22 protein-coding genes are annotated in these 21,702 nt (G+C 71.6%); 10 read left to right on the forward strand and 12 right to left on the reverse strand.

All coding sequences use genetic code 11. The features are described 5' to 3' along the window. Positions 1 to 113: 113 nt before the first annotated feature. From FNV62_RS07940 to FNV62_RS07955, 4 genes are all read right to left on the reverse strand, one after another. A complete protein-coding gene (locus FNV62_RS07940; protein ID WP_054233829.1) occupies positions 114 to 557 on the reverse strand; it encodes a response regulator in 444 nt (147 codons plus the stop codon). Then, complete coding sequence (locus FNV62_RS07945; protein ID WP_144314939.1) at positions 554 to 2,221, reverse strand: sensor histidine kinase; 1,668 nt, start codon at positions 2,219 to 2,221, stop codon at positions 554 to 556. The genes FNV62_RS07940 and FNV62_RS07945 overlap by 4 nt, the downstream gene beginning before the upstream one ends. Further along, on the reverse strand, positions 2,218 to 3,456 hold the full coding sequence (locus FNV62_RS07950; protein WP_225900197.1) for a PP2C family protein-serine/threonine phosphatase: 1,239 nt from the start codon (positions 3,454 to 3,456) through the stop codon (positions 2,218 to 2,220). Before FNV62_RS07950 ends, FNV62_RS07945 begins: the two co-directional genes overlap by 4 nt. A 68-nt stretch (positions 3,457 to 3,524) precedes the next feature. Beyond that, a complete protein-coding gene (locus tag FNV62_RS07955; RefSeq protein ID WP_097283235.1) occupies positions 3,525 to 3,977 on the reverse strand; it encodes an ATP-binding protein in 453 nt (150 codons plus the stop codon). A gap of 187 nt (positions 3,978 to 4,164) precedes the next feature. On the opposite strand from FNV62_RS07955, the gene FNV62_RS07960 reads away from it, so the two are divergent. Next, positions 4,165 to 4,737 carry a MarR family winged helix-turn-helix transcriptional regulator gene (locus FNV62_RS07960; RefSeq protein ID WP_164657623.1) on the forward strand — a complete coding sequence of 191 codons (573 nt, stop codon included), beginning with the start codon at positions 4,165 to 4,167 and terminating at the stop codon, positions 4,735 to 4,737. A gap of 7 nt (positions 4,738 to 4,744) precedes the next feature. Here the strand turns inward: FNV62_RS07960 and FNV62_RS07965 are convergent, their stop codons facing one another. Beyond that, the gene (locus tag FNV62_RS07965; RefSeq protein ID WP_097283237.1) at positions 4,745 to 5,074 is read right to left on the reverse strand and encodes an STAS domain-containing protein; all 330 of its coding nucleotides are present in this window, start codon (positions 5,072 to 5,074) and stop codon (positions 4,745 to 4,747) included. A 273-nt stretch (positions 5,075 to 5,347) separates the two neighbouring features. Further along, positions 5,348 to 5,860, reverse strand: a complete 513-nt coding sequence (locus FNV62_RS07970; protein ID WP_144314941.1) for a MarR family winged helix-turn-helix transcriptional regulator — start codon at positions 5,858 to 5,860, stop codon at positions 5,348 to 5,350. A 126-nt stretch (positions 5,861 to 5,986) separates the two neighbouring features. On the opposite strand from FNV62_RS07970, the gene FNV62_RS07975 reads away from it, so the two are divergent. From FNV62_RS07975 to FNV62_RS07985, 4 genes are all read left to right on the forward strand, one after another. Then, positions 5,987 to 7,168 carry a PP2C family protein-serine/threonine phosphatase gene (locus tag FNV62_RS07975; protein WP_376224382.1) on the forward strand — a complete coding sequence of 394 codons (1,182 nt, stop codon included), beginning with the start codon at positions 5,987 to 5,989 and terminating at the stop codon, positions 7,166 to 7,168. A gap of 126 nt (positions 7,169 to 7,294) precedes the next feature. Further along, entirely contained in the window at positions 7,295 to 7,441 is a 147-nt protein-coding gene (locus tag FNV62_RS54530) for a hypothetical protein (protein WP_169081005.1), read from the forward strand. Continuing rightward, positions 7,438 to 8,034: a PRC-barrel domain-containing protein gene (locus FNV62_RS07980; protein ID WP_143607224.1), complete on the forward strand. Its 597-nt coding sequence runs from the start codon at positions 7,438 to 7,440 to the stop codon at positions 8,032 to 8,034. The genes FNV62_RS54530 and FNV62_RS07980 overlap by 4 nt, the downstream gene beginning before the upstream one ends. Further along, the gene (locus tag FNV62_RS07985) at positions 8,031 to 8,453 is read left to right on the forward strand and encodes a PRC-barrel domain-containing protein (protein ID WP_143607225.1); all 423 of its coding nucleotides are present in this window, start codon (positions 8,031 to 8,033) and stop codon (positions 8,451 to 8,453) included. Before FNV62_RS07980 ends, FNV62_RS07985 begins: the two co-directional genes overlap by 4 nt. A 7-nt stretch (positions 8,454 to 8,460) precedes the next feature. On the opposite strand, the gene FNV62_RS07990 is transcribed toward FNV62_RS07985, so the two are convergent. Further along, the gene (locus FNV62_RS07990) at positions 8,461 to 9,723 is read right to left on the reverse strand and encodes a DUF6777 domain-containing protein (RefSeq protein ID WP_144314943.1); all 1,263 of its coding nucleotides are present in this window, start codon (positions 9,721 to 9,723) and stop codon (positions 8,461 to 8,463) included. 163 nt (positions 9,724 to 9,886) lie between these two features. Here FNV62_RS07990 and FNV62_RS07995 point away from each other — a divergent pair, with 163 nt between their 5' ends. Further along, on the forward strand, positions 9,887 to 11,188 hold the full coding sequence (locus FNV62_RS07995; RefSeq protein ID WP_144314945.1) for a streptophobe family protein: 1,302 nt from the start codon (positions 9,887 to 9,889) through the stop codon (positions 11,186 to 11,188). A 39-nt stretch (positions 11,189 to 11,227) separates the two neighbouring features. On the opposite strand, the gene FNV62_RS08000 is transcribed toward FNV62_RS07995, so the two are convergent. The 3 genes from FNV62_RS08000 to FNV62_RS08010 all read right to left on the reverse strand — a co-directional run bounded on the left by FNV62_RS08000 (position 11,228) and on the right by FNV62_RS08010 (position 15,076). Further along, on the reverse strand, positions 11,228 to 11,854 hold the full coding sequence (locus FNV62_RS08000) for a hypothetical protein (RefSeq protein WP_054233819.1): 627 nt from the start codon (positions 11,852 to 11,854) through the stop codon (positions 11,228 to 11,230). Positions 11,855 to 11,859: 5 nt separating this feature from the next. Continuing rightward, the gene (locus FNV62_RS08005) at positions 11,860 to 14,193 is read right to left on the reverse strand and encodes an FHA domain-containing protein (protein WP_143600474.1); all 2,334 of its coding nucleotides are present in this window, start codon (positions 14,191 to 14,193) and stop codon (positions 11,860 to 11,862) included. Positions 14,194 to 14,665: 472 nt separating this feature from the next. Then, positions 14,666 to 15,076: a hypothetical protein gene (locus tag FNV62_RS08010; RefSeq protein ID WP_054233816.1), complete on the reverse strand. Its 411-nt coding sequence runs from the start codon at positions 15,074 to 15,076 to the stop codon at positions 14,666 to 14,668. 383 nt (positions 15,077 to 15,459) lie between these two features. Between FNV62_RS08010 and FNV62_RS08015 the strand changes: the two genes are divergently transcribed. After that, positions 15,460 to 15,840: a nuclear transport factor 2 family protein gene (locus FNV62_RS08015; RefSeq protein ID WP_143614395.1), complete on the forward strand. Its 381-nt coding sequence runs from the start codon at positions 15,460 to 15,462 to the stop codon at positions 15,838 to 15,840. A gap of 155 nt (positions 15,841 to 15,995) precedes the next feature. Here FNV62_RS08015 and FNV62_RS08020 read toward each other — a convergent pair whose 3' ends face one another. After that, on the reverse strand, positions 15,996 to 16,925 hold the full coding sequence (locus FNV62_RS08020) for an AraC family transcriptional regulator (protein ID WP_144314947.1): 930 nt from the start codon (positions 16,923 to 16,925) through the stop codon (positions 15,996 to 15,998). 100 nt (positions 16,926 to 17,025) lie between these two features. Here FNV62_RS08020 and FNV62_RS08025 point away from each other — a divergent pair, with 100 nt between their 5' ends. After that, a complete protein-coding gene (locus FNV62_RS08025) occupies positions 17,026 to 18,021 on the forward strand; it encodes an oxidoreductase (RefSeq protein WP_097283245.1) in 996 nt (331 codons plus the stop codon). 52 nt (positions 18,022 to 18,073) lie between these two features. Here FNV62_RS08025 and mgrA read toward each other — a convergent pair whose 3' ends face one another. Then, positions 18,074 to 19,066, reverse strand: coding sequence for an L-glyceraldehyde 3-phosphate reductase (gene mgrA, locus FNV62_RS08030; protein ID WP_144314949.1), 993 nt, complete (start codon positions 19,064 to 19,066; stop codon positions 18,074 to 18,076). Positions 19,067 to 19,193: 127 nt separating this feature from the next. On the opposite strand from mgrA, the gene FNV62_RS08035 reads away from it, so the two are divergent. Together FNV62_RS08035 and FNV62_RS08040 are read left to right on the forward strand one after the other, a co-directional pair. After that, positions 19,194 to 20,087, forward strand: coding sequence for a LysR family transcriptional regulator (locus FNV62_RS08035; protein WP_054233811.1), 894 nt, complete (start codon positions 19,194 to 19,196; stop codon positions 20,085 to 20,087). Positions 20,088 to 20,187: 100 nt separating this feature from the next. Further along, positions 20,188 to 21,690 carry a carotenoid oxygenase family protein gene (locus FNV62_RS08040; protein ID WP_144314952.1) on the forward strand — a complete coding sequence of 501 codons (1,503 nt, stop codon included), beginning with the start codon at positions 20,188 to 20,190 and terminating at the stop codon, positions 21,688 to 21,690. Positions 21,691 to 21,702 lie beyond the last annotated feature (12 nt).

Genomic DNA, 21,702 nt, shown 5'->3' on the forward strand with positions numbered 1-21,702 from the left:
ATCTGAGGCCCACCCTCGCGTCTCGACAACAGATCTCCTGGTCGGCAAGGTTGTGCCGCCGTTGTCCCTGTTCCCCGACTTCACGCATTCATGGACCCCGGCCGGGGCTGGGGTCAGGTGGTCTTGGGCAGCTTCACCACGGTCACGAAGAAGTCGTCGATCTGGCGGACCGCGGCGATGAACTGGTCGAGGTCGACCGGCTTGGTCACATAGGCGTTCGCGTGCAGTCTGTAGCTGCGCAGGATGTCCTCCTCGGCGGAGGAGGTGGTGAGGACGACGACGGGGATGTGGGCCAGGTCGTCGTCGGACTTGATCCGCTCCAGCACCTGGCGCCCGTCGTACTTGGGCAGGTTGAGGTCGAGCAGGATCAGGTCGGGGCGCGGTGCCTCGGTGTACTGGTTGGCGCGGTAGAGGAAGTCGAGGGCCTCCTCGCCGTCCCGTACGACGTGCAGGGTGTTGCGGATCTTGTTGTCCTCGAACGCCTCGCGGGTCATCAGCTCGTCGCCGGGGTCGTCCTCGACGAGCAGGACCTGGATGGGTACGGCGGGGGTGCTCACGTGTGTGCTCCTTCGGGTGGGCGCGCCGCCTCCTCGGCCCCGAGGTCGGGTTCCGGTCGCGCCATGGGCAGGGTGAAGGTCACGCGCGTGCCGCCACCGGCGGTGCCGTCCAGGGTGATGGCACCTCCGTGATGTTCGACGATCTTGCGGCACACGGCAAGGCCGATGCCCGTGCCCTCGTACTCGTCGCGGCCGTGCAGCCGCTGGAAGATGATGAAGACCTTCTCCCTGAACTCGGGTTCGATGCCTATGCCGTTGTCCTGTACGGTCAGCCGCCACCGTCCGTCCTCCGGCTCCGCCTCGCAGCGGACGGCGATCTCGGGCGGCCGGTCGGGGTGGCGGAACTTCACGGCGTTGCCGATCAGGTTCTGCCAGAGCATGGTCAGGGTGGTGACGTCGCCCGTCACGGTGGGCAGCGGCCCCTCCCGTACGACACGCGCGCCCGTCTCCTCCAGGACCACGCTGAGGTTGCCGAGCGCCCGGTCCAGTACGTCGTCGAGGGCGACGGGTATCGGTTCCTCGCCGACGCGGCCGACACGGGAGAAGGTCAGCAGGTCGTTGATGAGGATCTGCATGCGTTTGGCGCCGTCGACGGCGAAGTCGATGTACTGCTTGGCCCGGTCGTCCAGTTGGTCGCCGTACCGTTTCTCCAGGAGCTGGCAGAAGGACGCGATCTTGCGCAGGGGTTCCTGCAGATCGTGCGAGGCGACGTAGGCGAACTGCTCCAGCTCCGCGTTCGAGCGCTTCAGTTCCAGGGTCTGGGCGTCGAGTTCCTCGGCCTGCCGCTCCAGGAGGACCTCACGGGCCTTGGAGGCGGAGAGTTCCTCGACGATGCGGCGGCGCATCTCCTCGACGGCCTGGGCCACCCTCTCCAGGTCGCGTGGCCCGTCGAGCCGGATCCTGCGCTCGAACGCGCCGCCGCTGACGTCCACCGAGGCCGCTTCCAGGACCCGCAGAGGGCGCCCCACGATCCGGTGCAGCAACAGGGTCAGCGCGAGGCCGCTCGCCAGGAAGGCGGCGAGCATGCCGCCGAAGAGGAGGTTGCGGGACCGACGGCTGTCGTCGGCCGAGGCGCGGATCCGGTCGCGCAGCTGCTCGATGTCCTTCTCCAGGGTCGTGAGTTGACCCCGGAGCTCGTCGAACCTGGCCTTGCTCGCCTCCAGGGAGGGGGCTTTGGCGCCGCCGGGTGCGCGGGCCGCCTCGATCAGCGGCTCGGCGTAGTCGCGGCGCCAGGCGTCACTGAGGCGCCCGGCTGTCTTCAGGTCCGCGACGATCCCGGAGTGGTCGGCGAGTTGCGCCGCCAGGCGGGCCTCGAAGGTCTTCTCGTCCCGTGCTCCGGACGCGTACGGATCGAGGAAACCGGCGTCCCTGCTCAGTACGTAGCCCCGTACGCCCGTCTCCTGGTCCACCAGCGAGGTCTCCAGCTGGTAGGCGGTGGCACGGGCCGGCTGGACGCGGTCGGTGAGCAGATCGGTGCGGTCGTCGGCGCGGGCCTGGAGGACACCGCCGGACACGGCGAAGACGATCACCAGCAGCACGTTGGCGGCCAGCACGACATGGATCCAGCCCTGCACGGTCAGCCGGGCGACGCGCCTGGGCTTTCCCTCCTCGGGACGGTGCGCCGTGGCGTCGTCAGGTCCCGGGGCGTTCGGCGTACGGGTCATGCCATTCCGTCCGTCGTCAGGTGCAGGACGGCCACGTCGTCGGCGAGTCCGCCGTGGGAGGCGGTGAGCGCGGCGACGTCCTCGACCACCGCGTCGACGAACGGGCGCCCGCGCAGGGTCTGGTGTTTCCTCGCCACCGCGAGCAGTCCTTCCTCTCCCAGCCGCCGGTCCGGGGCCACGACGCCCTCGAAGAGACCGTCGGTGAACAGCGTCACGGCGCTGATGTCGTGCGCGGGCAGCTCGGTCTCCGGCCAGTGGGCCCGGCCCGGAAGCAGCCCGAGCGCGGGGCCCGGGGCCGGCTCCAGCAGCTCGATGCCACGCGATGTGCTCACGAGCAGTCCCGGGTGTCCGGCGCGGATCACGCTCATACGGCTGCGGTCCTTGGCGATCCGCAGGACGGTGAGGGTGGCGAAGATGTAGTCCGCGGCGCGCTCGGCGCCGATGATCTCCTCCAGGAGCTCGAGCTGGCGCGTGCCCACGCATCCGGACAGGACGGCGGCCCGCCAGGCCACCCGCAGACAGACACCGAGGGCGGCCTCCGCCGCGCCGTGGCCGGAGACGTCACCGATCACTGCGTGCACGGTGCCGTCCTCGCTCTCGACGACGTCGAAGAAGTCGCCGCCGAGCAGGGCGTGGTCCCGTCCCGGGCTGTAGCGCGAGGCCACCTGGCAACCGGCACCCCGCAGCAGGGGCGTGGGCAGCAGTCCGCGCTCCAGACGCGCGTTCTCCCGGGCCAGCAGCCGGCTCGCCTGGAGTTCGGCGCCCGAACGCTCCACCTGCTTGCGTTGCAGGGCGTACCGGACCGCTCGGCTGAGCGCCTCGGCGTCCAGGCCGTCCTTGGCGAGGAAGTCCTGCGCTCCTTCGGCCACCGCGGCGAGCCCGGCCTCGTTCTCGGCGACTCCGGTGAGCACCACGACGGCCGCGTCGGGCGCGGCGTCACGCACCATCCGGACCGCGCCGAGTCCGTGGGTGTCGGGCAGATGCAGGTCCAGCAGGACGCACACGGAGTACGGCGTGGCGTCGAGGAACGCGCGTGCCTCGGCGAGGGACTTGCACCAGGTGACCTCCATGGGCAGTCCGCTGTCGACCAGCACCTCCCGCACCAGCAGCGCGTCTCCGGCGTCGTCCTCGACCAGCAGCAGTACCGCGGTGGCGTCCAGGCCCCAGCGGGGATCCGTACCCCCCTGCCGGGGTACCGCGCCTCGTTCACCTGTCCGCGGCAGGCGATCCGCCACGCTCGCCCCCCTTGGATGACCCACGCCGACGATGGTGCGCTGTGAGCCTACTGGTACGTCACTGCGGGTCAACGGTGAAGGGCGAGCCGCGCCTTGACGCACTTTCCGACCGGTACCCGCCCGACGGTGACCTCCGTCGCGAGCGCGTGCACGATCTCCAGGCCGTGCCGCCCCACGCGTCCGGGATCCCGTGGATAGCGCCGGGGCAGGGCGGCGCTGCTGTCGTACACGATGACGGTCACGGAGGTGTCGGTTCCCTCCAGTTCCAGGATGTACGGCCCATGGCTGTGCCGGTCCGCGTTGGTGACCAGCTCGCTGACGACCAGCAGGAGGTCGCCGGTGGCCTGTGCGCCGATCTCGGCACACCACTCCGAACGGAGCTGTTCGAGGAACAGCTCGGCGAAGTGGCGCGCTTCGGCGATGCACCCCGGCTCGCCGGTGTAGTGCGCCGCCCGCCGAAGCGGTTCCACGGGCACGTCGAAGCCAGTCGGTATCACCGCTCCGTCCAAGCGCTCGATCATGTGGTTCTCTCTCGGATGCCGGTATGTCCGGACATTGCGCGTCCGGACACTGCTGCACAGGGGCTCGTACCCCGTGAAGTCCTCCACAGTCACCCCGATGTTCCCCCGTCCCGGTGGCTTCCGCACACGATTCCCACAAGGGAACGGTGTCATCCCGACGCGGCCGGGCAGGGCCACCAGGCGAGGCATGACCGGTCACCGAGTTCTCGGTGCGAGCAAGGGGCGCGGGCGGATGGACGGACAGGACCCCGAAGTACGGGACGCGACACCGCCCCGGGAAGGGGACGACGCCCTGCTCCAGGCCGCCGACCGGCTCGCGGCCGCGGCGGAGATCCTGGTCTCCGTGTCGGCCCGAACCGCCGTCGCCGTCGACGGCAGACTGTCGCCGCCGCTGCTGCGCGCCCTGACCCTGGTGGGCACGGATCCGGGTCTGACGCTCGCGGCACTCGCCGAGCGGGCGCAGATCAGCCGCTCCCGGGCGAGCCGGGTGTGCGACACGCTCGAAGAGGCCGGGCTGCTGGCCCGCTCGCCGCGCACCGAGGACCGCAGGGGCGTCGGCCTGAGTCTGACCGGCCGCGGCCGGTCCGCCCTCGACCGGGTGCGGGATCGGCGCACCGCCTGGATCAAGGACGCGCTGCTGCGGATGCCGGAGTCCGATCTGAGCGGACTGCTGGCCGCGCTGCGCTCGCTCGGCCCGTCCCTGGCCCACGGGCATCCGGAGCACGCGGAGATACCCGGGCCACCCGACCGGTCCGTCTGACACGCTCTCAGACCGCATCGGCCTCCAGTGCCTCCCCCACGCCGGGGAAGACCGCAAGCACGTCCGAGACGCCGGTGATGCCCAGCACCCGCTCCACGAACGGGGAGAGGGCGGCCAGCCGGAGCCGCGGGCCGAGCACCCCGTGGGCCCGCAGGACGACATTGATCGTGGTCGAGTCCAGGAAGGTCACCGCGGCCAGGTCGAGGACCACCGCGCCCGGGCAGGCGCGGCCCGCCTCCGCGAGAGCCTCGTCGAGCTCGCCCGCGTTGTCGAGATCCACCTCGCCGCGGACCGTGATCACGGTCGACCCACCGGCCTCGCGCGTGGAGAGCGACATGGCCGCCTGACCTGGACTCCGGCCTGAATGCACAGCGATCCCTCGAAATGTTGTCGAATCCGCGGAGAGTGGGGTAACCGCATGGGGACGGTGTGCCACAACGCCGCGATGAAGCGGTGTCAGGCCCTACCGTAGCCGATCGTTGTCATTTGACAACAATTGCCGTCAGGCAACAATCTGGTGCCCCTGCGATCCCAAGTCCGGCGACCCGTGGGCCGGTTGTCGCAGTGATGTGGTCGAGTGACGGGTCGCACCGAAGGGACGCAGATGGAGCTAACCGGTACCGGTCGCACGCCCGGGCGCCCGGCCGGACCCGCCGGAGCGCTCTTCGAGCTGGTCCAGCGCGGTCGCCCGGAACGCTTCGAGGCCTTCGGTGAGCCGGGCGACGTCCGCCGAGGACATCTGCTCCAGCACGGCCCGCACCTCGCGCGCACGGTGCTCCCGGAGTTCGCTCAGCACCTGCTCGCCGAGCGGGCTGAGGCCGACCTCGACCTCGCGCCGGCTCGTCGAGCTCGGCACTCTGCGGATCAGGCCGACTGCCTCCATCCGGTCACACAGACGGCTGACCGAGGAGGGACGCGAGGCCAGGGCGTCGCCGAGCGAGCGAAGATTCATGGACCCGCCCTGCTCGATCACGATCAGGGCCCGTAGCTGAGAGGGCGGCACCGGTCCGGACGGCGCGGACTCCTGCCCTCGACCCCACAGGAGTTCGAGGAGCTCCGAGACGGCGTCGAGCGTGTACGCGGCTTCGTCTCGGGAGACGGGTGGACGGATCGAGCGAGGCACCGATCCACCTTGTCATCAACTGAAGGCCATTGCCAGCCGCGCCGGTCCACCGGAGCCCTCGAAACAGACCCCTGCGACCACGCAGACCCACTCGCACGACAACCGCACGAGAAAGTCATCACGACCGTGACCTCTGTGAACGACGTCGACAGAGCCCTGCGCGCGGCCCCGCCGCACGCGCTGCTCGACACCCTGCGCCCCCTCCTGACGGATGTCTGGGGGGCGATCGACGCCGACCTGCTGCTGGCGGACTACGGGATGACCGTGCTCCAGCCGGTCGAGGAGCCCGGCGACCCCGCGCGTGCCGTGTCCCTGCACAACACCCCCGAGAGCCGGGCCTTCGGCAGTCAGGAGCCGCACGAGGAACACCCCCGCAACACCGAACGGACGCGTCTGCATCTGCCGGTCACCGCCCGGGGCGAACGCCTGGGCATCCTCACCGTCCTGCTGCCCCCAGGGCCCGTGGACCCCTCGGTGACGGACGAACTGGTGCAGGTCGCCGATCTGCTGGGCCACGCGATCGTCGTGGCCGAACGGGACACGGACGTCTACCGTCAGGCCCGGCGGATCGGCCGGCTGACGCTGGCCGCCGAAATGCAGTGGGAGCTGCTCCCGGGCCGGGCCTGTGCCCGCGAGGAGTTCGCCGTCGGCGCCCAGCTGGAGCCCGCGTACGCGGTGCGCGGAGACAACTTCGACTGGTCCTCGGACGCGCACCGGCTCACCCTGTCGATCATCAACGGGATGGGGGACGGCATCCACGCGTCCTTGCTGACCCACCTGGCCGTCGGCGCCCTGCGCAACGCCCGCCGCGCCGGGCTCCCGGTCGCAGACCAGGCGAGACTCGCCGACCAGGCCCTCTACGCCCAGCACCACGGCGACCAGCACGTGTCGGCGCTGCTGCTCTCCTTCGACCTCGCCACCGGCAGCGCGCTCGCGGTGGACGCGGGCTCGCCCCGGATGTGGCGTCGCCGGGGCACGGCCGTGGAGCGGATCGAGCTGGAGGCGCAGCTGCCGCTCGGCATGTTCGAGGAGTCCGACTACGTGGCGCAGGAGTTCGGCGTCCTGCCCGGTGACCGGCTCCTGGTGGTGAGCGACGGCGTGTACGACGCCCTGTCCCCGCTGGGCGAGGTCTTCGGGGAGCGGGCGCTGGCCCGTGCCGTGTCCGCCACCGCCCTGCTGCCCGCGGCCGACGTACCGCGCGCCGTCCTCGACGAGCTGGCCCGCTACCGCGTCACCGAGCCGCTGGACGACGCGCTGATCGTGTGTCTCGACTGGTCCGGCAGACCGGTCGACACGCCGTCCGGCTGACGTCGCACCCGGGTTCGGCCGCCGAAATGGCGACGGCCACCGCGCATTCCCCCGTCCCCTCGGGGCACCCGGACGGGGCGGAATCCGGCCGACGGCGGCCGGGGCCCGAAGGCCCGGAGGTGGACGGTGGACTGGTGGATGTGGCTGGTCGTCGTGGTCGCGGCCCTGGTGCTGCTGAGCGCGGCGGCGGTCTGGGTGCAGACGAGCAGACGGTCGGGGACCGTCATCGCCGTACGGCGCGGGCACCGGTTCGGGAAGCGGGAGGTGCGATGAGCGAGTTGATGTCCGCGCGCGACCTCGGTGGACGACCGGTGGTCACGCTCGGCGGAGAGGCGGTGGCGCGGGTGAAGGACACCGTCTTCGACGGGCCCGGGGGACGTGTCGCCGGCTTCACCCTCAACGGCCGGGGGCTGCTCGCTGGCCCGCTGAAGCAGAGCCTGCCGTGGAGCGCGGTCCACTCGCTGGGCCGCGACGCCGTCATGATCCTCGGCCGGGAGGTCCTCGCCGAACCGGCCGCGGTGATCGCCCGGGGCGAGGCGGCGCACGGCCGGGTGCTGGGTGCCAGGGTGCTCACGGACGGGGGCACGGAGGTGGGGACCGTGCTCGACCTCGTCGTCGAGGCCGGTATCAGCGGCCGCGTGGTGGGGTTCCGGATCGCCGCCCGTCAGTCCCTGGAGTCCGGCTCGAAGCGCCGCCGCCGCAAGGTGTACGTGCCCCGGGGCGAGACGCTCGCCGTGTCGGGACAGGCACTTGTCATCCCCGCGGACGCGACCCGCTTCGTCGCGGACGACCTGACCGGTTTCGCCGCCCAGGTCGAGGCGTTCCGGCTCCGGGACACCGCCGACCGGACGGAACCCACACCGTGACGCTGTTCTCCAAGATCCGCGGCCTGCCGGTCGTCACGCTCGGCGAGGCGAACGAGCTCGGCGTCGTCAGGTCACTCACGATCGATGTCGTATCGGGGCTGGTCGGCCAGGTGCGGCTGTCGCAGGCCCGGGGTCGCAAGGAGATCGCGATCGACTGGAGCGCCTTGCACGTGATCGGCCCGGACGCCGTCCTCGTCCGGTCGGGCACCGCCCTGGACACCGCCCCTCCCCCGGCGCCCGTGGAAATCCTGGGCATCCGGGTCCTGACCGAGGACGGGGACGAGCGCGGCACCGTGCGGGACATCGCCTTCGACCCGGTCACCGGCCGCGTCGAGAAGTTGTGCACGGCCCTGGGCGACATCCCGGGCGACCGACTGGTCGGGCTCGGGGACTACGCCCTGGTCGTACGGACCGGCTGAGGTCGCCTCAGTACCCAGGAGGCGTCAGGGCCGACTCCGGCGCGTCGTAGGACGACGAGGTGTCCGCCGTCGTGGCAGGTTCGGAGGAGGGGTACTCCGGATCCGATGACGAAGAGGTGGACGGCGACGACGCATCGGACGACGACGGGTCCGAAGGGTACGGAGACTCCGATGCCGGTGACTTCGATGCCGGTGACTTCGATGCCGGAGGCTTCGGTGACGCCGACGACACGCTCACCGCGGGGGACGGCTTCGCCGGGGGGTACGTCTTCTCGTCCCGGCGGCCGTCGGAGTCGCCCCGGTGACGGCCGACCCATTCGTCGGCTTGGGGGTCGTAGATGACAAAGACGTCGATGGTGGTCGTGGCGGGCAGGACGACCACCACGTTCTGCGACCGGTACGAGGCCCAGGTGTCACCCGTCCGCCTGGGCACGGTCCGCTGCGCGACCGCCGGTGTCAACGGGTTCCCGCAGGCACAGCGCACGCGCGGCACCCCGTGGCCGTCGACGAGGACCGCCGTGCCCGTCTGGAGCACCGCCTGGTAGTCGGTGGCCGCGCCGCCCCGGTAGCCGTGGTTGGTGACGCGGGTGTCCATCCGCAGCTGTACGGGGGTGAGCGAGCGCAGGTAGGCGGGGATCGCGCTGGGCTGGACGCCTTCCACGGAGGCGAACGCCTTGTTCATCGCCGGCTCCGCCTGGAGCGCCTTGACCTGTTTCTCCACGTCGCAACTCGCGGTGTTGCGGGTGCCGCCGTAGAGCCCGGGCGTGGAACCCGACACACCGCGCGTCACATTGGCGGACTCCGGCGCGTTCGCCGCCGGGGTCACCGGCGTGGTGGAGCTGTCCTTCGCCGTCGACTCCGTGAACGGGTCGGGACCCGGTCTGTTCGCGGCCTGCAGGAACAACTCACCGCCCGACGCCGTGCCGGACGTGCCGCCCGAGCGGGCGAGGACGACACCGAGCACCACCCCGGCCACCACGACCCCGGTGATGAGCGCCATCCGCGGCGCCGACTTCCACCAGGGGTGGTCCGGGCCGCCGCCGTGACCGGGCCGGCCGCCGGGACCGCGACCTCCGGAACCGCCGCCGCCCGGCGGACCGGACGGCGGACCGGTTGGCGGACCGGACGGCGGAACACTCGGCGGTGGCGTGAGCGGGCGGCCGATCCCGTGGGTCGGAGCGTGGTCGGAGGCACCCGGCCGGGGGGAGCCCGACAGCGGTCCCGCGGGAGGTCCGGTGGGCCGGTCGGAGGACGGCGGGTCGACGCTCACTGGCTCTTCTTCCGAGCGTAGGGATCTCGCGGCATTTCGGGCCTTTTATGCCGTTCCATTCCACAACGAGCCCATTGTGTGCTCCGGTCGGGTGTCCCCCGCAAGCCGACGCGGTCGGCCCTCCCGGCGAGCGGTGGACCCTGGTGCTGCTTAGCGTGGCAGCGTGAGCCCGCAGACACCGTCCGACCAGGTCATCGCCGCTCCAGGCGAGCGGACGGCCGCCCGTCACGGCTGGGTCCAGGCCCTGCTGGCGGTGGTGGCCGGGGCGATCGTCATGCTCGCGGTCGCCGCCCTCGGGCTGTGGGGGGCGGGTGCAGCGGACCTGCCCGAGCACGCCTACCCACGGGTCGTCGCGGCCTCCGTCGTGACCGCGGTCGGCGGCACCATCGAACTGGCGGGTGACGCGGGCGTGATCGCCGACACCCGGGCGGGACTGACGGTGATCCCTCTGTCGGTCACGCTCGCGGGGGCCCTGATGATCGCCGCCGGGTTCCTGCGGCCGCTGCGGCACCGGGCCGTCGCGAGTGCCGCCGAGTTGGCCGGCTGGGCCGCCAGGATCGCGGTCCTGTGGCTGCTGGCCCTCCTGGGACTCGCGCTCTACTCCCACCAGAACTTCAAGATCTCCCTCGGCACCGGGACGATCAGCGACATCGGCGACCTCATCGGGGTCTCGCCCGAGGCGGGCTTCAAGACGGCCGTGCCGGTGACACTGCTCTACGGGGTGCTGTGGCTCGCGGGTGTCCTCGTCCTCGCCCTGCTGGTGTCGCGCGGAGCTCCGCTGCCGGCCCGGCTGCTGCGCTTCCAGGAGTCGGTGCGCCCGGCCGCGTACGCCATGGTCGTCCTGCTCCTCGCCTGTGTCGCGGCGGGAGCGGTCGTCGCGCTGGTGGTGGCCGCCACGCGCGGACACGTCCCCGAGACCTTCGCGGTGATCTTCCTCGGGCTGCCCAACCTCGCCTGGCTCGCCTTCACGATCGGGCTGGGCGCCACCTGGAGGGGGCGGGTGGACGGGCCGTTCGGGCTGCCCATGCCGCACGTCCTCGACCAGGTGCTGCGCACCCCGGACGTCTCGACGGTCGACCTGCGCACCCTGGGCCACTACGACGGCAGGGTGTGGTGGCTGCCGGTCGTCGACGCGCTGCTGCTCCTGGGCGCCGCGTTCCTGATGGCCGCCCGCTCACCGGCCCGGGTGCGGGCCTGGCAGCACGCCGTCCGCATGGCCCTCGCGCTGGCGCTCACGGTGCTCATGATCTGCCTGGTCGGCAGGATCTCGGCGCACTACGGCCTGTCGCTCATCGGCATCGGCGACGCCGGTGGCGGCCTCGCGGGCGAGCTCTTCCTCGAGCCGAGACTCTGGGGCGCGCTCGGACTCGCCGTCGTGTGGGGCCTGGTGACCGGGTTCCTCGGCGCCCTGCTGGCGAGGGGAGTCCGCCGAAAGGGCGAGGTCGTGCGGGACGCGGTCGGCTAGGAAGGACACCGGCGGCCAGGGCGGTTGCCTCCCGTGCCGTCAGCGGTCACCCGGCTCGTCCGTCACCCCCGGGACCAGACGGGTCGGTTCATGGTCGCCGGGTGCCCGTACGACACCCGTGCGCGCCCGGCCCGGAACACTCCCGTTCCGCTCCGGGGTCGCCGCCGGTTCGTCCGCGACCGCGTACGTGCTCAGCCGCGTCCCGTCGGTGTACACCCAGCGCTCGTGCTCGGCGTCGTACAGCCAGAGGGACTCACCGTCGACAACCACCCCGATCCGCTGCCCGCGCGTGATGCCACGGAAGGACGCCCCGTCCAGCCGCCCGGCCGCGAGGTCCTCGGCCGCGCTCCGATAGCGGGTGAGGGCCTGCTCGACGCGGGCGAGGAGCGGGCGCGGGTCGGCCGTTCGGGTGAGGGGGTCGCCCTCCGCGGGCGGCGGCTGCGGTACGGCGACCAGCAGCCGGCCGTCGACCCAGGCCGACCAGCCGTTGGCGCAGACGACCCGGCCCCAGTCACCGAGCCGCTCGACGAGCTGCACCGGGAGCAGCGCGTCGAGCGGCACGGTGGGCCGGGAGGCGTCCGGCGCCTCCCAGGCGGGCAGGCCGTCCGGCGGAACGACGTGCGTCGGGCGGAACTCGTCGGTCGTCGCCGGGTCGGGAGTCGTCATCGCACCTACTTCCGCATGACCTCGGGTTCGTGCCGCCGCAGCAGCCGGGCCACCACGCACCCGAAGACGATCGACAGCAGGACCAGCATGCTCATGTTGACCAGCCACACGCTGGGCTCGTGCCGGAACAGCGGGTCGGAGGTGAGCGACCCCGGGACGATCCGGCCCAGCGCGACGGTCCCCGACATCGCGCCCAGGGCCCAGCGGGCGGGCACGAGCCAGGCCAGTTGTTCGATGCCGGGCACCCCGTGCAGCTTGAGCAGCGCGCCGCTGAAAACCACCTGGACGACGGCGATCAGCACCAGCAGCGGCATGGTGACCTCCTCCTTGGTCACCACGGCGGAGACCAGGAGGCCGAGCATCATCGCGCTGAAGGCCAGCAGGGCCACGGCCAGCGTGATCTCGAGAAGCGGCGACATGAGGACACCCTGGCCGCGGGGCGCGTTGAGGTCGACGCCGAACAACGCGACGAGGGTCAGGACGACGGCCTGGAGAACGGTGATGGTGCCGAGGACCACGATCTTCGACATCAGGTACGCCGACCGGGACAGGCCGACCGCGCGCTCCCGCTGGTAGATGACCCGTTCCTTCACCACTTCGCGTACGGCGTTGGCCGCGCCCGCCAGGACTCCGCCTATGCACAGGGTGAGCAGCGCGTTCATCGACGTCTCCAGCGTCAGTTTGCTGCCCGCGACGGCTCGGGCCATCACGCCCATGATGCACGGCAGCGCGATCATGACGGCGAGGAAGGTCCGGTCGGCGCTGAGCACGGCCGCGTACCGGCGCACCAGGGTGCCGAGTTGCGCGCCCCAGCTCTGGGCCTTGGGTGGCGGTCCGACGGCGGCGGCCGGGCCGGCCCGGAGCGGATGGGGCTGTGGGCTGGAGCTGTCGATGTACCGGACCTGGAGCGGCGAGCTCCGGTACTCCCCCGCCCAGTCCCGGTCCTGGTCCCGCTCGAAGGCCTCGAAGGCCTCGGGCCACTGCTCGTAGCCGAAGTAGGCGAGCGCGTCTTCGGGCGGTCCGAAGTAGGCGACCTTGCCGCCGGGAGCGAGCACCAGAAGCCGGTCGCAGACGTCGAGGCTGAGCACGCTGTGGGTGACCACGATGACCGTACGACCGTCGTCCGCGAGGCCGCGCAGCATGTGCATCACCGAGCGGTCCATGCCGGGGTCGAGACCGGAGGTGGGTTCGTCCAGGAACAGCAGCGACGGCTTGGTCAGCAGTTCCAGGGCCACACTGACCCGCTTGCGCTGGCCGCCGGACAGACTGTGGATGGGCAGGCCCGCGCGCTGCTCCAGGCCCAGCTCCCGGATGACCTCGTCGACCCGCGCCTGGCGCTCCGCCTTCGCGGTGTCCTGCGGGAAGCGCAGTTCGGCGGCGTACGCGAGGGCGCGCCGCACGGTCAACTGGGCGTGCAGGATGTCGTCCTGCGGCACGAGGCCGATGCGCTGGCGCAGCTCGGCGTAGTCGCGGTAGAGGTCGCGGCCGTCGTACAGGACCGCTCCGCGGTCGGCGGGCCGCTGCCCGGTGAGGGCGTTGAGGAGCGTGGACTTCCCGGCGCCGCTGGGGCCCACGACGGCCAGCAGGCATTTCTCGCCGACGGGAAAGGACACCTGGTCGAGGAGGATCTTGCGGCCGCGGTCGACGGCGACGGTCAGTTCCTGGACGTCGAGGGAGACCTCGCCGGTGTCGACGTACTCCTGCAACTCGTCTCCGACGAGGCGGAACACGGAGTGGCCGATGCCGACGATGTCACCGGGAGTGATCGCGGCGCGGGTGACGGGCTGCCCGTTGAGGAACGTGCCGTTGTGGCTGCCGAGGTCGAGGATCTCGTACGTCCTGTCCGGGTGGGCCAGCAGTTCGGCGTGCCGCCGGGAGACGACCAGGTCGTCGATGACCAGGTCGTTGTCGGCGCCGCGGCCGATGCGGACGGTGCGGGTGGGCAGCGGTCGTACAGTGGTCGGCCGTTGGAAGGTGCCGCCGGCCGAGGGCCGGAACTCGCCCGAGGGCCGCTGCGGGGTCTTGCCGGCGAAGACCAGCCGGGGGCCGTCGGAGGGGCTGCCGAAGTGGATGACGCTGCCGGGTCCGACGCCCCATTCGTGGACCCGCCTGCCGTCGGCGTACGTGCCGTTCGTGCTGTTCTCGTCCTGGATCGTCCAGTGGTCCGCCTCGGGCCGCAGGACCGCGTGGTGCCACGAGACCCGGACGTCGTCGATGACGATCTCGCTCGACGGGTCCCGCCCGACGTGATAGTCGCGGCTCGGACTCAGCACCGTGGAGCCCGTCTCCGTTTCGAGGACGAGTTCGGGCGCCGTCGGCGCGACCGACCGCTCTCCCATGCCCAGAATTCTAGCTATTCGTTCATATATGCGCCTGATCAATGGCTCATGGCCGGTGCTGTGCGAGGTCCGCGAGGCGGGTCAGGGCGGCAGGCTCCTCCGCGACCTTCCGGCACCGCTCGGGGGGCACCCGGGCGAGGAGCAGTTCCAGACGGGGGGCCGGCCGTCGTGGCGGGAGCGGCCGATCCGTCGGCCCGCCTCGGTGATGTGGACGAGGGGGGCACGTCCGTCATTCGGGTCGGGACGCCGCTCCACCCGCCGAGTCCACCGGCGCCCGCACCGACGCTGTGTGCGCCCGGGTGCACGTCGACGGGGGCGCGAAGAAGGTGATCGCCGCCGTCGCGGCGACCGGCGAGGACGTCACGATCGTCCTCGGTGTGAACCAGGACGCTCACGACCCGCGGCGGCACACGATCGTCTCGACCCTGAGGCCGCTGGTCGGCGGGGGCCTCCGGGACCCGCCCGGCGGCGGTCAGGCCGCGGAGCTGCCGAGGGCGGCGGCGGTCCGCTGCATGCGCAGCGCGTCGACGGATTCGGCGAGCAGCTCGTACTCGGTGGTGTCGTCGCTGGTGGCGATGCGGACGAGCTTTCCGGCGGCCAACTCCTCGGCGACCAGCTCCTGTTGGAGGGTGTCACCGCACCAGGCGCGCAGGACGCTCGGCACGTCCGGGACGGTGTCCGCCACCGGCGCGATCGAGTTCGGCGGGAAGGTGGGATCCTCGGGTTGCGGATCGAGCCGCGACGCCATCCAGGAGGCACGGTCCCGCATCCACCACAGGGCCAGCGCCAGGGTGGGCGCGCGATAGGTCCCCAACGGGACGCCGATGCGTCTACCTCCGCATATTCCGTATGCGGTCACATGGCACAGGAATTCGTCATGCACGATCGCTCCCCCATTGCAACGCTCTCCGCCGGCCCGGCCTCGCTTTCCCTGCGGCTCGCTCACTGCGTGCGGCTCGTTCGTGGTGCACGGTGGTGCTGCGCGCGTCGTGCATGGTCGTGCAGCGCGCGGGCGTGGCTGAATCGCCCTGTCACTCGAGTATCGCCACTCCTGACACTCTGTCACCATGCCATTCCAGCCAGTCTCCTGGCATATTCACCGCCGGGTTTGGCCGAAACGCGACTCGCTGCCCTTACCCGGGAGGTAATCGACGCCCTCGGGCGTCGGCGGGCATGGTTGCGGCATCGGATCCCGGCGGAGAGCCACCGCCCGGAATCCACTCACTGACCAGCAACTACCCTACTTTCCACGGAGGTTGATCCACCATGTCCGCAACCGACGACCGTTACGAGAACGCCGTCGCCCGCTACTTCGAGGCCTGGAACGCCACTGACCGGGACGCGCTCGCCAAGGCGGTCGCCGCCGCCTGGAGTACGGACGGCAGCTACACCGACCCGCTGGCCGAGGTCCGCGGGCACGAGGGGATCGCGGCGGTGATCGCGGCGGCGCACGAGCAGTTCCCGGGGTTCTCCTTCCGGCCCGCCGGACCGGTCGACGGGCACCACGACATCGCCCGCTTCGGCTGGGAACTGGTCAACGCGGCCGACGGCACGGCGCCCGTCGCGGGATTCGACGTGATCACCCTGGACGGCGAGGACCGGATCCGCAGCGTGCACGGATTCCTGGACCGCGTGCCGACCCAGTGACGCTCCAGCGCCTCCGGTCCGTCAGCGCGGAGTCCGATGAGTCTTCCCGCCTCCGGTGGTCTCTTGAACAGGACACCCACCGGAAGCGGAGGACCACATGAGCACCATCGGCAAGGAGGAGGGCGGCAGTGTGACGGTCCGCCTGGAACAGCGTCTCAGCCCGTGAGCGCCGCCCGTGCGACGTCACGGTAGCGCCGCGGCGCGACACCCGTCGTCCGCTTGAAGGCGTTGCTGAAGGCGCTCTCGGACGTGTAGCCGACCCGCTGGGCGAGGGCCGACACCGACGTCTCGCCGTCCCGCAGGGCCCGGCGGGCCAGACTCATCCGCCAGTCCAGCAGATACGTCAGGGGCGGCACCCCGGCCACGGCCCGGAAACGCTCGGAGAAGGTGGTCCGGGACATGGCCGCCGCCCTGGCGAGCTCCTCCAGTTGCCAGGGGCGACCCGGATCGGCGTGCATGAGCCTCAGCGCCGGGGCGATGCGCTCGTCGGCGAGGGCGCGCAGACGTCCGGCCGGGAGGGCGTCGGCGTCCGCGAGATAGGCGCGCAGGACCTGGACGAACATGAGCTGGGCGAGCTGGTCGGCCGCGAAGTCGGCCCCGGCCCGCCCGGCGGTCAGTTCGCGCAACAGCTGATCGAGCAGCCAGCGCATGACCGGCGCCTCCTCGGCGCCGGCCCGGACACACAGCAGCGGCGGCAGGGCGTGCAGCAGCAACTCCTCGCCCGCCCGGCCCAGTTCGATGTGTCCGCCGACGAAGACGGCATCCTCTCCGCCGCCGTGACGAATCATGGACCCGGAGGTGTCCGCGAAGAGTGTCGCGGCGTCCGCCGGCTCCACGGACGGACCGCTCGCGACCACGAACGCCCGGCTGCCGTCGAACACGGCCACATCGCCCGGCCCCAGCCGGGTGAACTCCGGCAGTCCGTCCAGGGACACCGACATGCCGCCCCGCACCACCGCGGTGATCTTGAGCATCCCGGGCGCCGGAAAGCGCAGCGCCCAGTCACCGCCGGCCGTGAAGCCGCCGGAGATGACACACCGGGCGTCCATGAGAGCGAGGGTGTCGGAAAGAGGGTCCGCAGGCATATCCGTACTATCGCGCAAGTAGTGCGGACTTTCAAGCATTCATCGTACGGATTCCCGGTTCTACGGTGGTCGGGAAGGCACACATGAGGAGAGCCGAACCATGACCACCGAGCAACAGCAGCAGCCCCTCCACTCCGGATTCGACGCCGCGTCCAGCGCCGAGGACGTCATCAAGGGCATCGACCTGACCGGCAAGGTCGCCGTCGTCACCGGCGGCTACTCCGGCATCGGCCTGGAGACCGTGCGCGTCCTGCGGGCCGCGGGCGCCGAGGTCGTCGTACCGGCGCGGGACACCGAAAGGGCGCGGGCCGCGCTCAAGGGCATCGACGGCGTCGAGACCGCGACCATGGATCTGCTGGATCCGGCCTCGATCGACGCGTTCGCCGAGCGTTTCCTCGACTCCGGGCGGCCGCTGCACATCCTCGTCAACAGCGCGGGCGTCATGGCGACGCCGCTGACGCGTGACGCCCGGGGGTACGAGGTGCAGTTCGCCACGAACCACCTCGGGCACTTCCAGCTGGTCGCCCGCCTGTGGCCGGCGCTGCGCCGGGCGCACGGGGCCCGGGTCGTCTCGGTGTCCTCGTGGGGCCACCGGTTCTCACCCGTCCTGTTCGACGACCCGCACTTCGAGCACCACGAGTACGACCGGTGGGTCGCCTACGGGCAGTCGAAGACGGCGAACATCCTCTTCGCGCTCGGTCTCGACCAGCGGGGCAAGGCGGACGGCATCCGGGCCTTCGCCCTGCACCCGGGAAGCATCGTCGACACCGGTCTGAAGAAGTACCTGGCCGAGGAGGACCTCAGGGCCGTCGGCGTCCTCGACGCGGACGGCCGGCCGATCCTCGACCCGGAACGGCAGCTGAAGACCGTCGAGCAGGGGGCGGCCACCAGCGTGTGGTGCGCGACCAGTCCCCTGCTCGAGGGCAGGGGCGGCGTCTACTGCGAGAACAGCGACATCGCCCCTCCGATGTCCGCGGAGGAGGGCCGTGCGTGGTCCCTCGGGAACAGGACGGCCAAGGCCGGCGTGGTGCCCTACGCCGTGGACCCGACGGCGGTCGACCGCCTCTGGGAGCTCAGCGAGCGGCTCACCGCCTGACGACCGGGCCGCACGGCCCGGTCGGCTTCCCCTACGGCCTGATCAGCGAGCCTCAGGCCTTGATGATCGCGTCGATCCGCGCCAGCTCCTCCGCGGTGAAGTCCAGGGCGCGGGTGGCCGCGACACTGTCCTCCAGCTGCTGGGGGCTGCTCGCGCCGATCAGCGCGGAGGTCACCCGGCCGCCGCGCAGCACCCAGGCGAGCGCCAGCTGCGCCAGGGACTGGCCGCGGGACTTGGCGATCTCGTCGAGGGCGCGCAGCTGCCGTACCAGGTCCTCGGTGACCGTGTCGGCGCTCAGGAAGGGGCTGTCGCTCGCGGCGCGCGAGCCCTCCGGGATGCCGTCGAGGTAGCGGCTGGTGAGCAGGCCCTGCTCCAGCGGGGAGTAGGCGATGGAGCCGACCTGCAGCTCGTCGAGCGTGTCCAGGAGCCCCTCGTCCTCGGGGCGGCGGTCGAGCATCGAGTAGCGCGGCTGGTGGATCAGCAGCGGGGTGCCCAGCTCGGCCAGGATGCGGGCGGCTTCCCGGGTCTGCTCCGCGGAGTAGTTGGAGATGCCGACGTAGAGCGCCTTGCCCTGCTGGACCGCCGAGTGCAGGGCGCCCATCGTCTCCTCCAGGGGAGTCTCCGGGTCGGGGCGGTGCGAGTAGAAGATGTCCACGTAGTCCAGGCCCATCCGGGCCAGGCTCTGGTCGAGCGAGGACAGCAGGTACTTGCGGGAGCCCCACTCGCCGTAGGGGCCCGGCCACATCAGGTATCCGGCCTTGGTGGAGATGACCAGCTCGTCGCGGTGCTGCGCGAAGTCCGCCTTCAGGGCGTCGCCGAGGGCCGACTCGGCGGCGCCGGGCGGCGGACCGTAGTTGTTGGCCAGGTCGAAGTGGGTGACACCGAGGTCGAAGGCGCGGCGCAGGATCGCGCGCTGGGTCGCCACCGGCCGGTCGGGGCCGAAGTTGTGCCACAGGCCGAGCGACAGCGCGGGCAGCTTCAGTCCGCTGCGTCCGGTGCGCCGGTAGGGCATGTCCGCGTAACGGTCGGGGTGTGCGGTGTACAACGCGTGCTCCTGGAAGGCCGGGAAAACAGGTCTCCACTCTCGCGCGGGCACGGTGCAGAGGTCCAACGGGAGAATCGGATGGGACTGAGCGACGGCGCTTCTCAATCGGCGACTACTGTGGTGCCCCATGGAACTGCGCCACCTTCAGCACTTCGTCGCGGTCGCCGAGGACCAGCACTTCACCCGGGCGGCGGAACGGCTGATGGTGTCGCAGTCGGGACTGTCGTCCTCGATCCGCGCCCTGGAGCGGGAGCTTCAGGCCCCGCTGTTCGTGCGCACCACCCGTCGGGTCACGCTCACGGAGGCCGGTCGCGCCCTGCTCGGCGAGGCCGAGCGGATCCTCGCCCAGGTGCGCTCGGCGCAGGACGCCGTGGCCGCCGTACAGGGCGTCCTGCGCGGCACGCTCTCCCTGGGCACCGAGCAGTGCATCGCGGGCGTGGACGTGGCCAAGCTTCTCGCGGCGTTCCGGCGACGCCATCCCGACGTCGAGATCCGGCTGCGGCAGGCGGGCTCCGAGGCGCTGGCCGAGGAGGTCGCCGCGGGCCGTCTCGACCTGGCCTTCGCCGTCAGGACGCGGGCGGACGGGGACCAGCTGCGGTCGGTCCCGCTGACCAGCGAGCCGATGACCGTGCTCTGCCATCCCACGCACCACCTCGCGACCGCCGCCGTGGTCACGCCCCAGGAGCTGGGCGGCGAGGCCTTCGTCGACTTCCACCCCGACTGGGGGCCGCGCCGCACCACGGACGCGGCCTTCGCGGCGGCGGACGTACGGCGGACGGTGGCGCTGGAGGTCAGCGACGTGCACAGCCTGCTGGAGCTGGTCCACGAGGGCCTCGGCATCGCCGTCGTGCCCCGCCACTTCGGCCACAAGCGCGAGGCCGGCGATCTCACCGCCCTCCCTTTCAAGGGCGCCTGTGAAACCTCGTACGAGACGGTCGCCATGCTGCCGCCGCCGGACGCCACCAGTCCGGCGGCGCGGGCGCTGATGGTGCTTCTCGACACCCCGCAAGAGGGGGTCTGACACCACCCCCGGAGGGGCTCCAGCACTCCTGACCGGGCCCGCTGCCCGGCCGCAGACTCGTGGACGTCCACCAAGGCGACTGCGAGGCTGGAGTACGGAGATGGCGGATCACACACGACGGACGGTCCTGCGCGGGACGGCGGTCGCGGCGGCGGGAGGGCTCGTCGGCGCGATGGGGGGCCGGGTGGCAGCGGCAGCGGCGTCGGTGCCCGGCACGGCGACACAGGGCGGGCATCGGTTCCCCTTCCTTGAAGGGGCGTTCAAGCCCGTCACCGAGGAGCTGACGGCGTTCGACCTGCCGGTCACCGGACGCGTTCCGCGCGAGCTGAACGGCCGCTTCCTGCGCAACGGCCCCAACGTCCTGGGCCTGGAGGATCCGCGCGCCCACCACTGGATGCTCGGTGAGGGCATGGTGCACGGCGTGCGGCTGCGGGACGGTCGCGCGGAGTGGTACCGCAACCGCTGGGTCCGCTCGGCCTCCGTGGCGAAGAAGCTCGGCGAGCCGTACGCCGGGCCCGTCCCGCCGGACGACTTCCCGTGCAACACCCATGTGATCGGGTACAGGGGACGGATCCTGGCCCTCCAGGAGAGCGGGCCGCTGCCGTACGAACTCGACCACGAGCTCGGCACGGTGGGCACGTACGACTTCCGCGGCACCCTCGAAGGGGCCTTCACCGCCCACACGAAGTTCGACGCGGCGGCCGGAGAACTGCACGCGATCGCCTACTACCCCGCCTGGGACCACGTCCGGCACCAGGTGATCGACCACACGGGCCGGGTCGCGAGGACCACGCGGATCCCGGTGGCGGAGGCGCCGATGATGCACGACTTCGCGCTCACCGAGAAGTACGTCGTGATCTTCGATCTGCCCATCACCTTCGACCCCGCGGGAGCCGAGCGGGGCGACCTCGTGCCGTACGTCTGGAACGAGAAGCACCCGACGCGGGTCGGTCTGCTGCCACGCGCGGGGGGCGAGGTCCGCTGGTTCGAGGTGGATCCGGTCTTCTACTCGCACACCCTGAACGCGTACGACGAGGGCTCGTCCGTGGTCGTCGACATGACGACCTACCCGGCGCCCTTCTACGTCGCGGGCCGCGGCTCCGACGGACCGTACGGCGCCGGCACCGCCTCGCTCGAACGCTGGACGATCGACGTGGCGCACGGCCGGGTGCGCACCAGGACGCTCGACGACCGTCCCCAGGAGTTCCCGCGCGTCCACGAGGCGTTGGTGTCCAGGCGGCACCGTTACGCCTACACGGCCGCCGCCGCGGACATGACCCTGGCGTATCTGACGACCGACGGGAACCCGCCCGACCGGGCCTTCGCCAACGCGCTGATCAAGCACGACCTGCTCCGCGGGACCACGCAGGTCCACCGGCTGCCGCGGGACGCCGCGGCGGGGGAAGCCGTCTTCGTCCCCTCCGAGGGCGCACGGGCCGAGGACGACGGCTACGCGATCGCCTATGTGCACAATCCCGATCGCGGGGCCGCCGACCTGGTGATCCTGGCCGCCCAGGACTTCACGGGCGAGCCGGTCGCCCGGATCCATCTCCCGGGGCGGGTGCCGCTCGGATTCCACGGGAGTTGGATTCCGGACGCGTGAGCGACCGCGATG

The sequence above is a fragment of the Streptomyces sp. RLB3-17 genome (genome assembly GCF_007113425.2).
GTDB classification, from domain to species: Bacteria; Actinomycetota; Actinomycetes; order Streptomycetales; family Streptomycetaceae; genus Streptomyces; species Streptomyces mirabilis_D.

Coding starts and splice junctions, on each gene's coding strand:
- FNV62_RS07980 (WP_143607224.1), top strand. CDS start 7,438: ATGAGCGAGTTGATGTCCGCGCGCGACCTCGGTGGACGACCGGTGGTC.
- FNV62_RS08015 (WP_143614395.1), top strand. CDS start 15,460: ATGTCCGCAACCGACGACCGTTACGAGAACGCCGTCGCCCGCTACTTC.
- FNV62_RS08025 (WP_097283245.1), top strand. CDS start 17,026: ATGACCACCGAGCAACAGCAGCAGCCCCTCCACTCCGGATTCGACGCC.
- FNV62_RS08040 (WP_144314952.1), top strand. CDS start 20,188: ATGGCGGATCACACACGACGGACGGTCCTGCGCGGGACGGCGGTCGCG.
- FNV62_RS07955 (WP_097283235.1), bottom strand. CDS start 3,977: ATGATCGAGCGCTTGGACGGAGCGGTGATACCGACTGGCTTCGACGTG.
- FNV62_RS07945 (WP_144314939.1), bottom strand. CDS start 2,221: ATGACCCGTACGCCGAACGCCCCGGGACCTGACGACGCCACGGCGCAC.
- FNV62_RS08005 (WP_143600474.1), bottom strand. CDS start 14,193: ATGGGAGAGCGGTCGGTCGCGCCGACGGCGCCCGAACTCGTCCTCGAA.
- FNV62_RS07960 (WP_164657623.1), top strand. CDS start 4,165: ATGACCGGTCACCGAGTTCTCGGTGCGAGCAAGGGGCGCGGGCGGATG.
- FNV62_RS07965 (WP_097283237.1), bottom strand. CDS start 5,074: ATGTCGCTCTCCACGCGCGAGGCCGGTGGGTCGACCGTGATCACGGTC.
- FNV62_RS08035 (WP_054233811.1), top strand. CDS start 19,194: ATGGAACTGCGCCACCTTCAGCACTTCGTCGCGGTCGCCGAGGACCAG.
- FNV62_RS08020 (WP_144314947.1), bottom strand. CDS start 16,925: ATGCCTGCGGACCCTCTTTCCGACACCCTCGCTCTCATGGACGCCCGG.
- FNV62_RS08000 (WP_054233819.1), bottom strand. CDS start 11,854: ATGACGACTCCCGACCCGGCGACGACCGACGAGTTCCGCCCGACGCAC.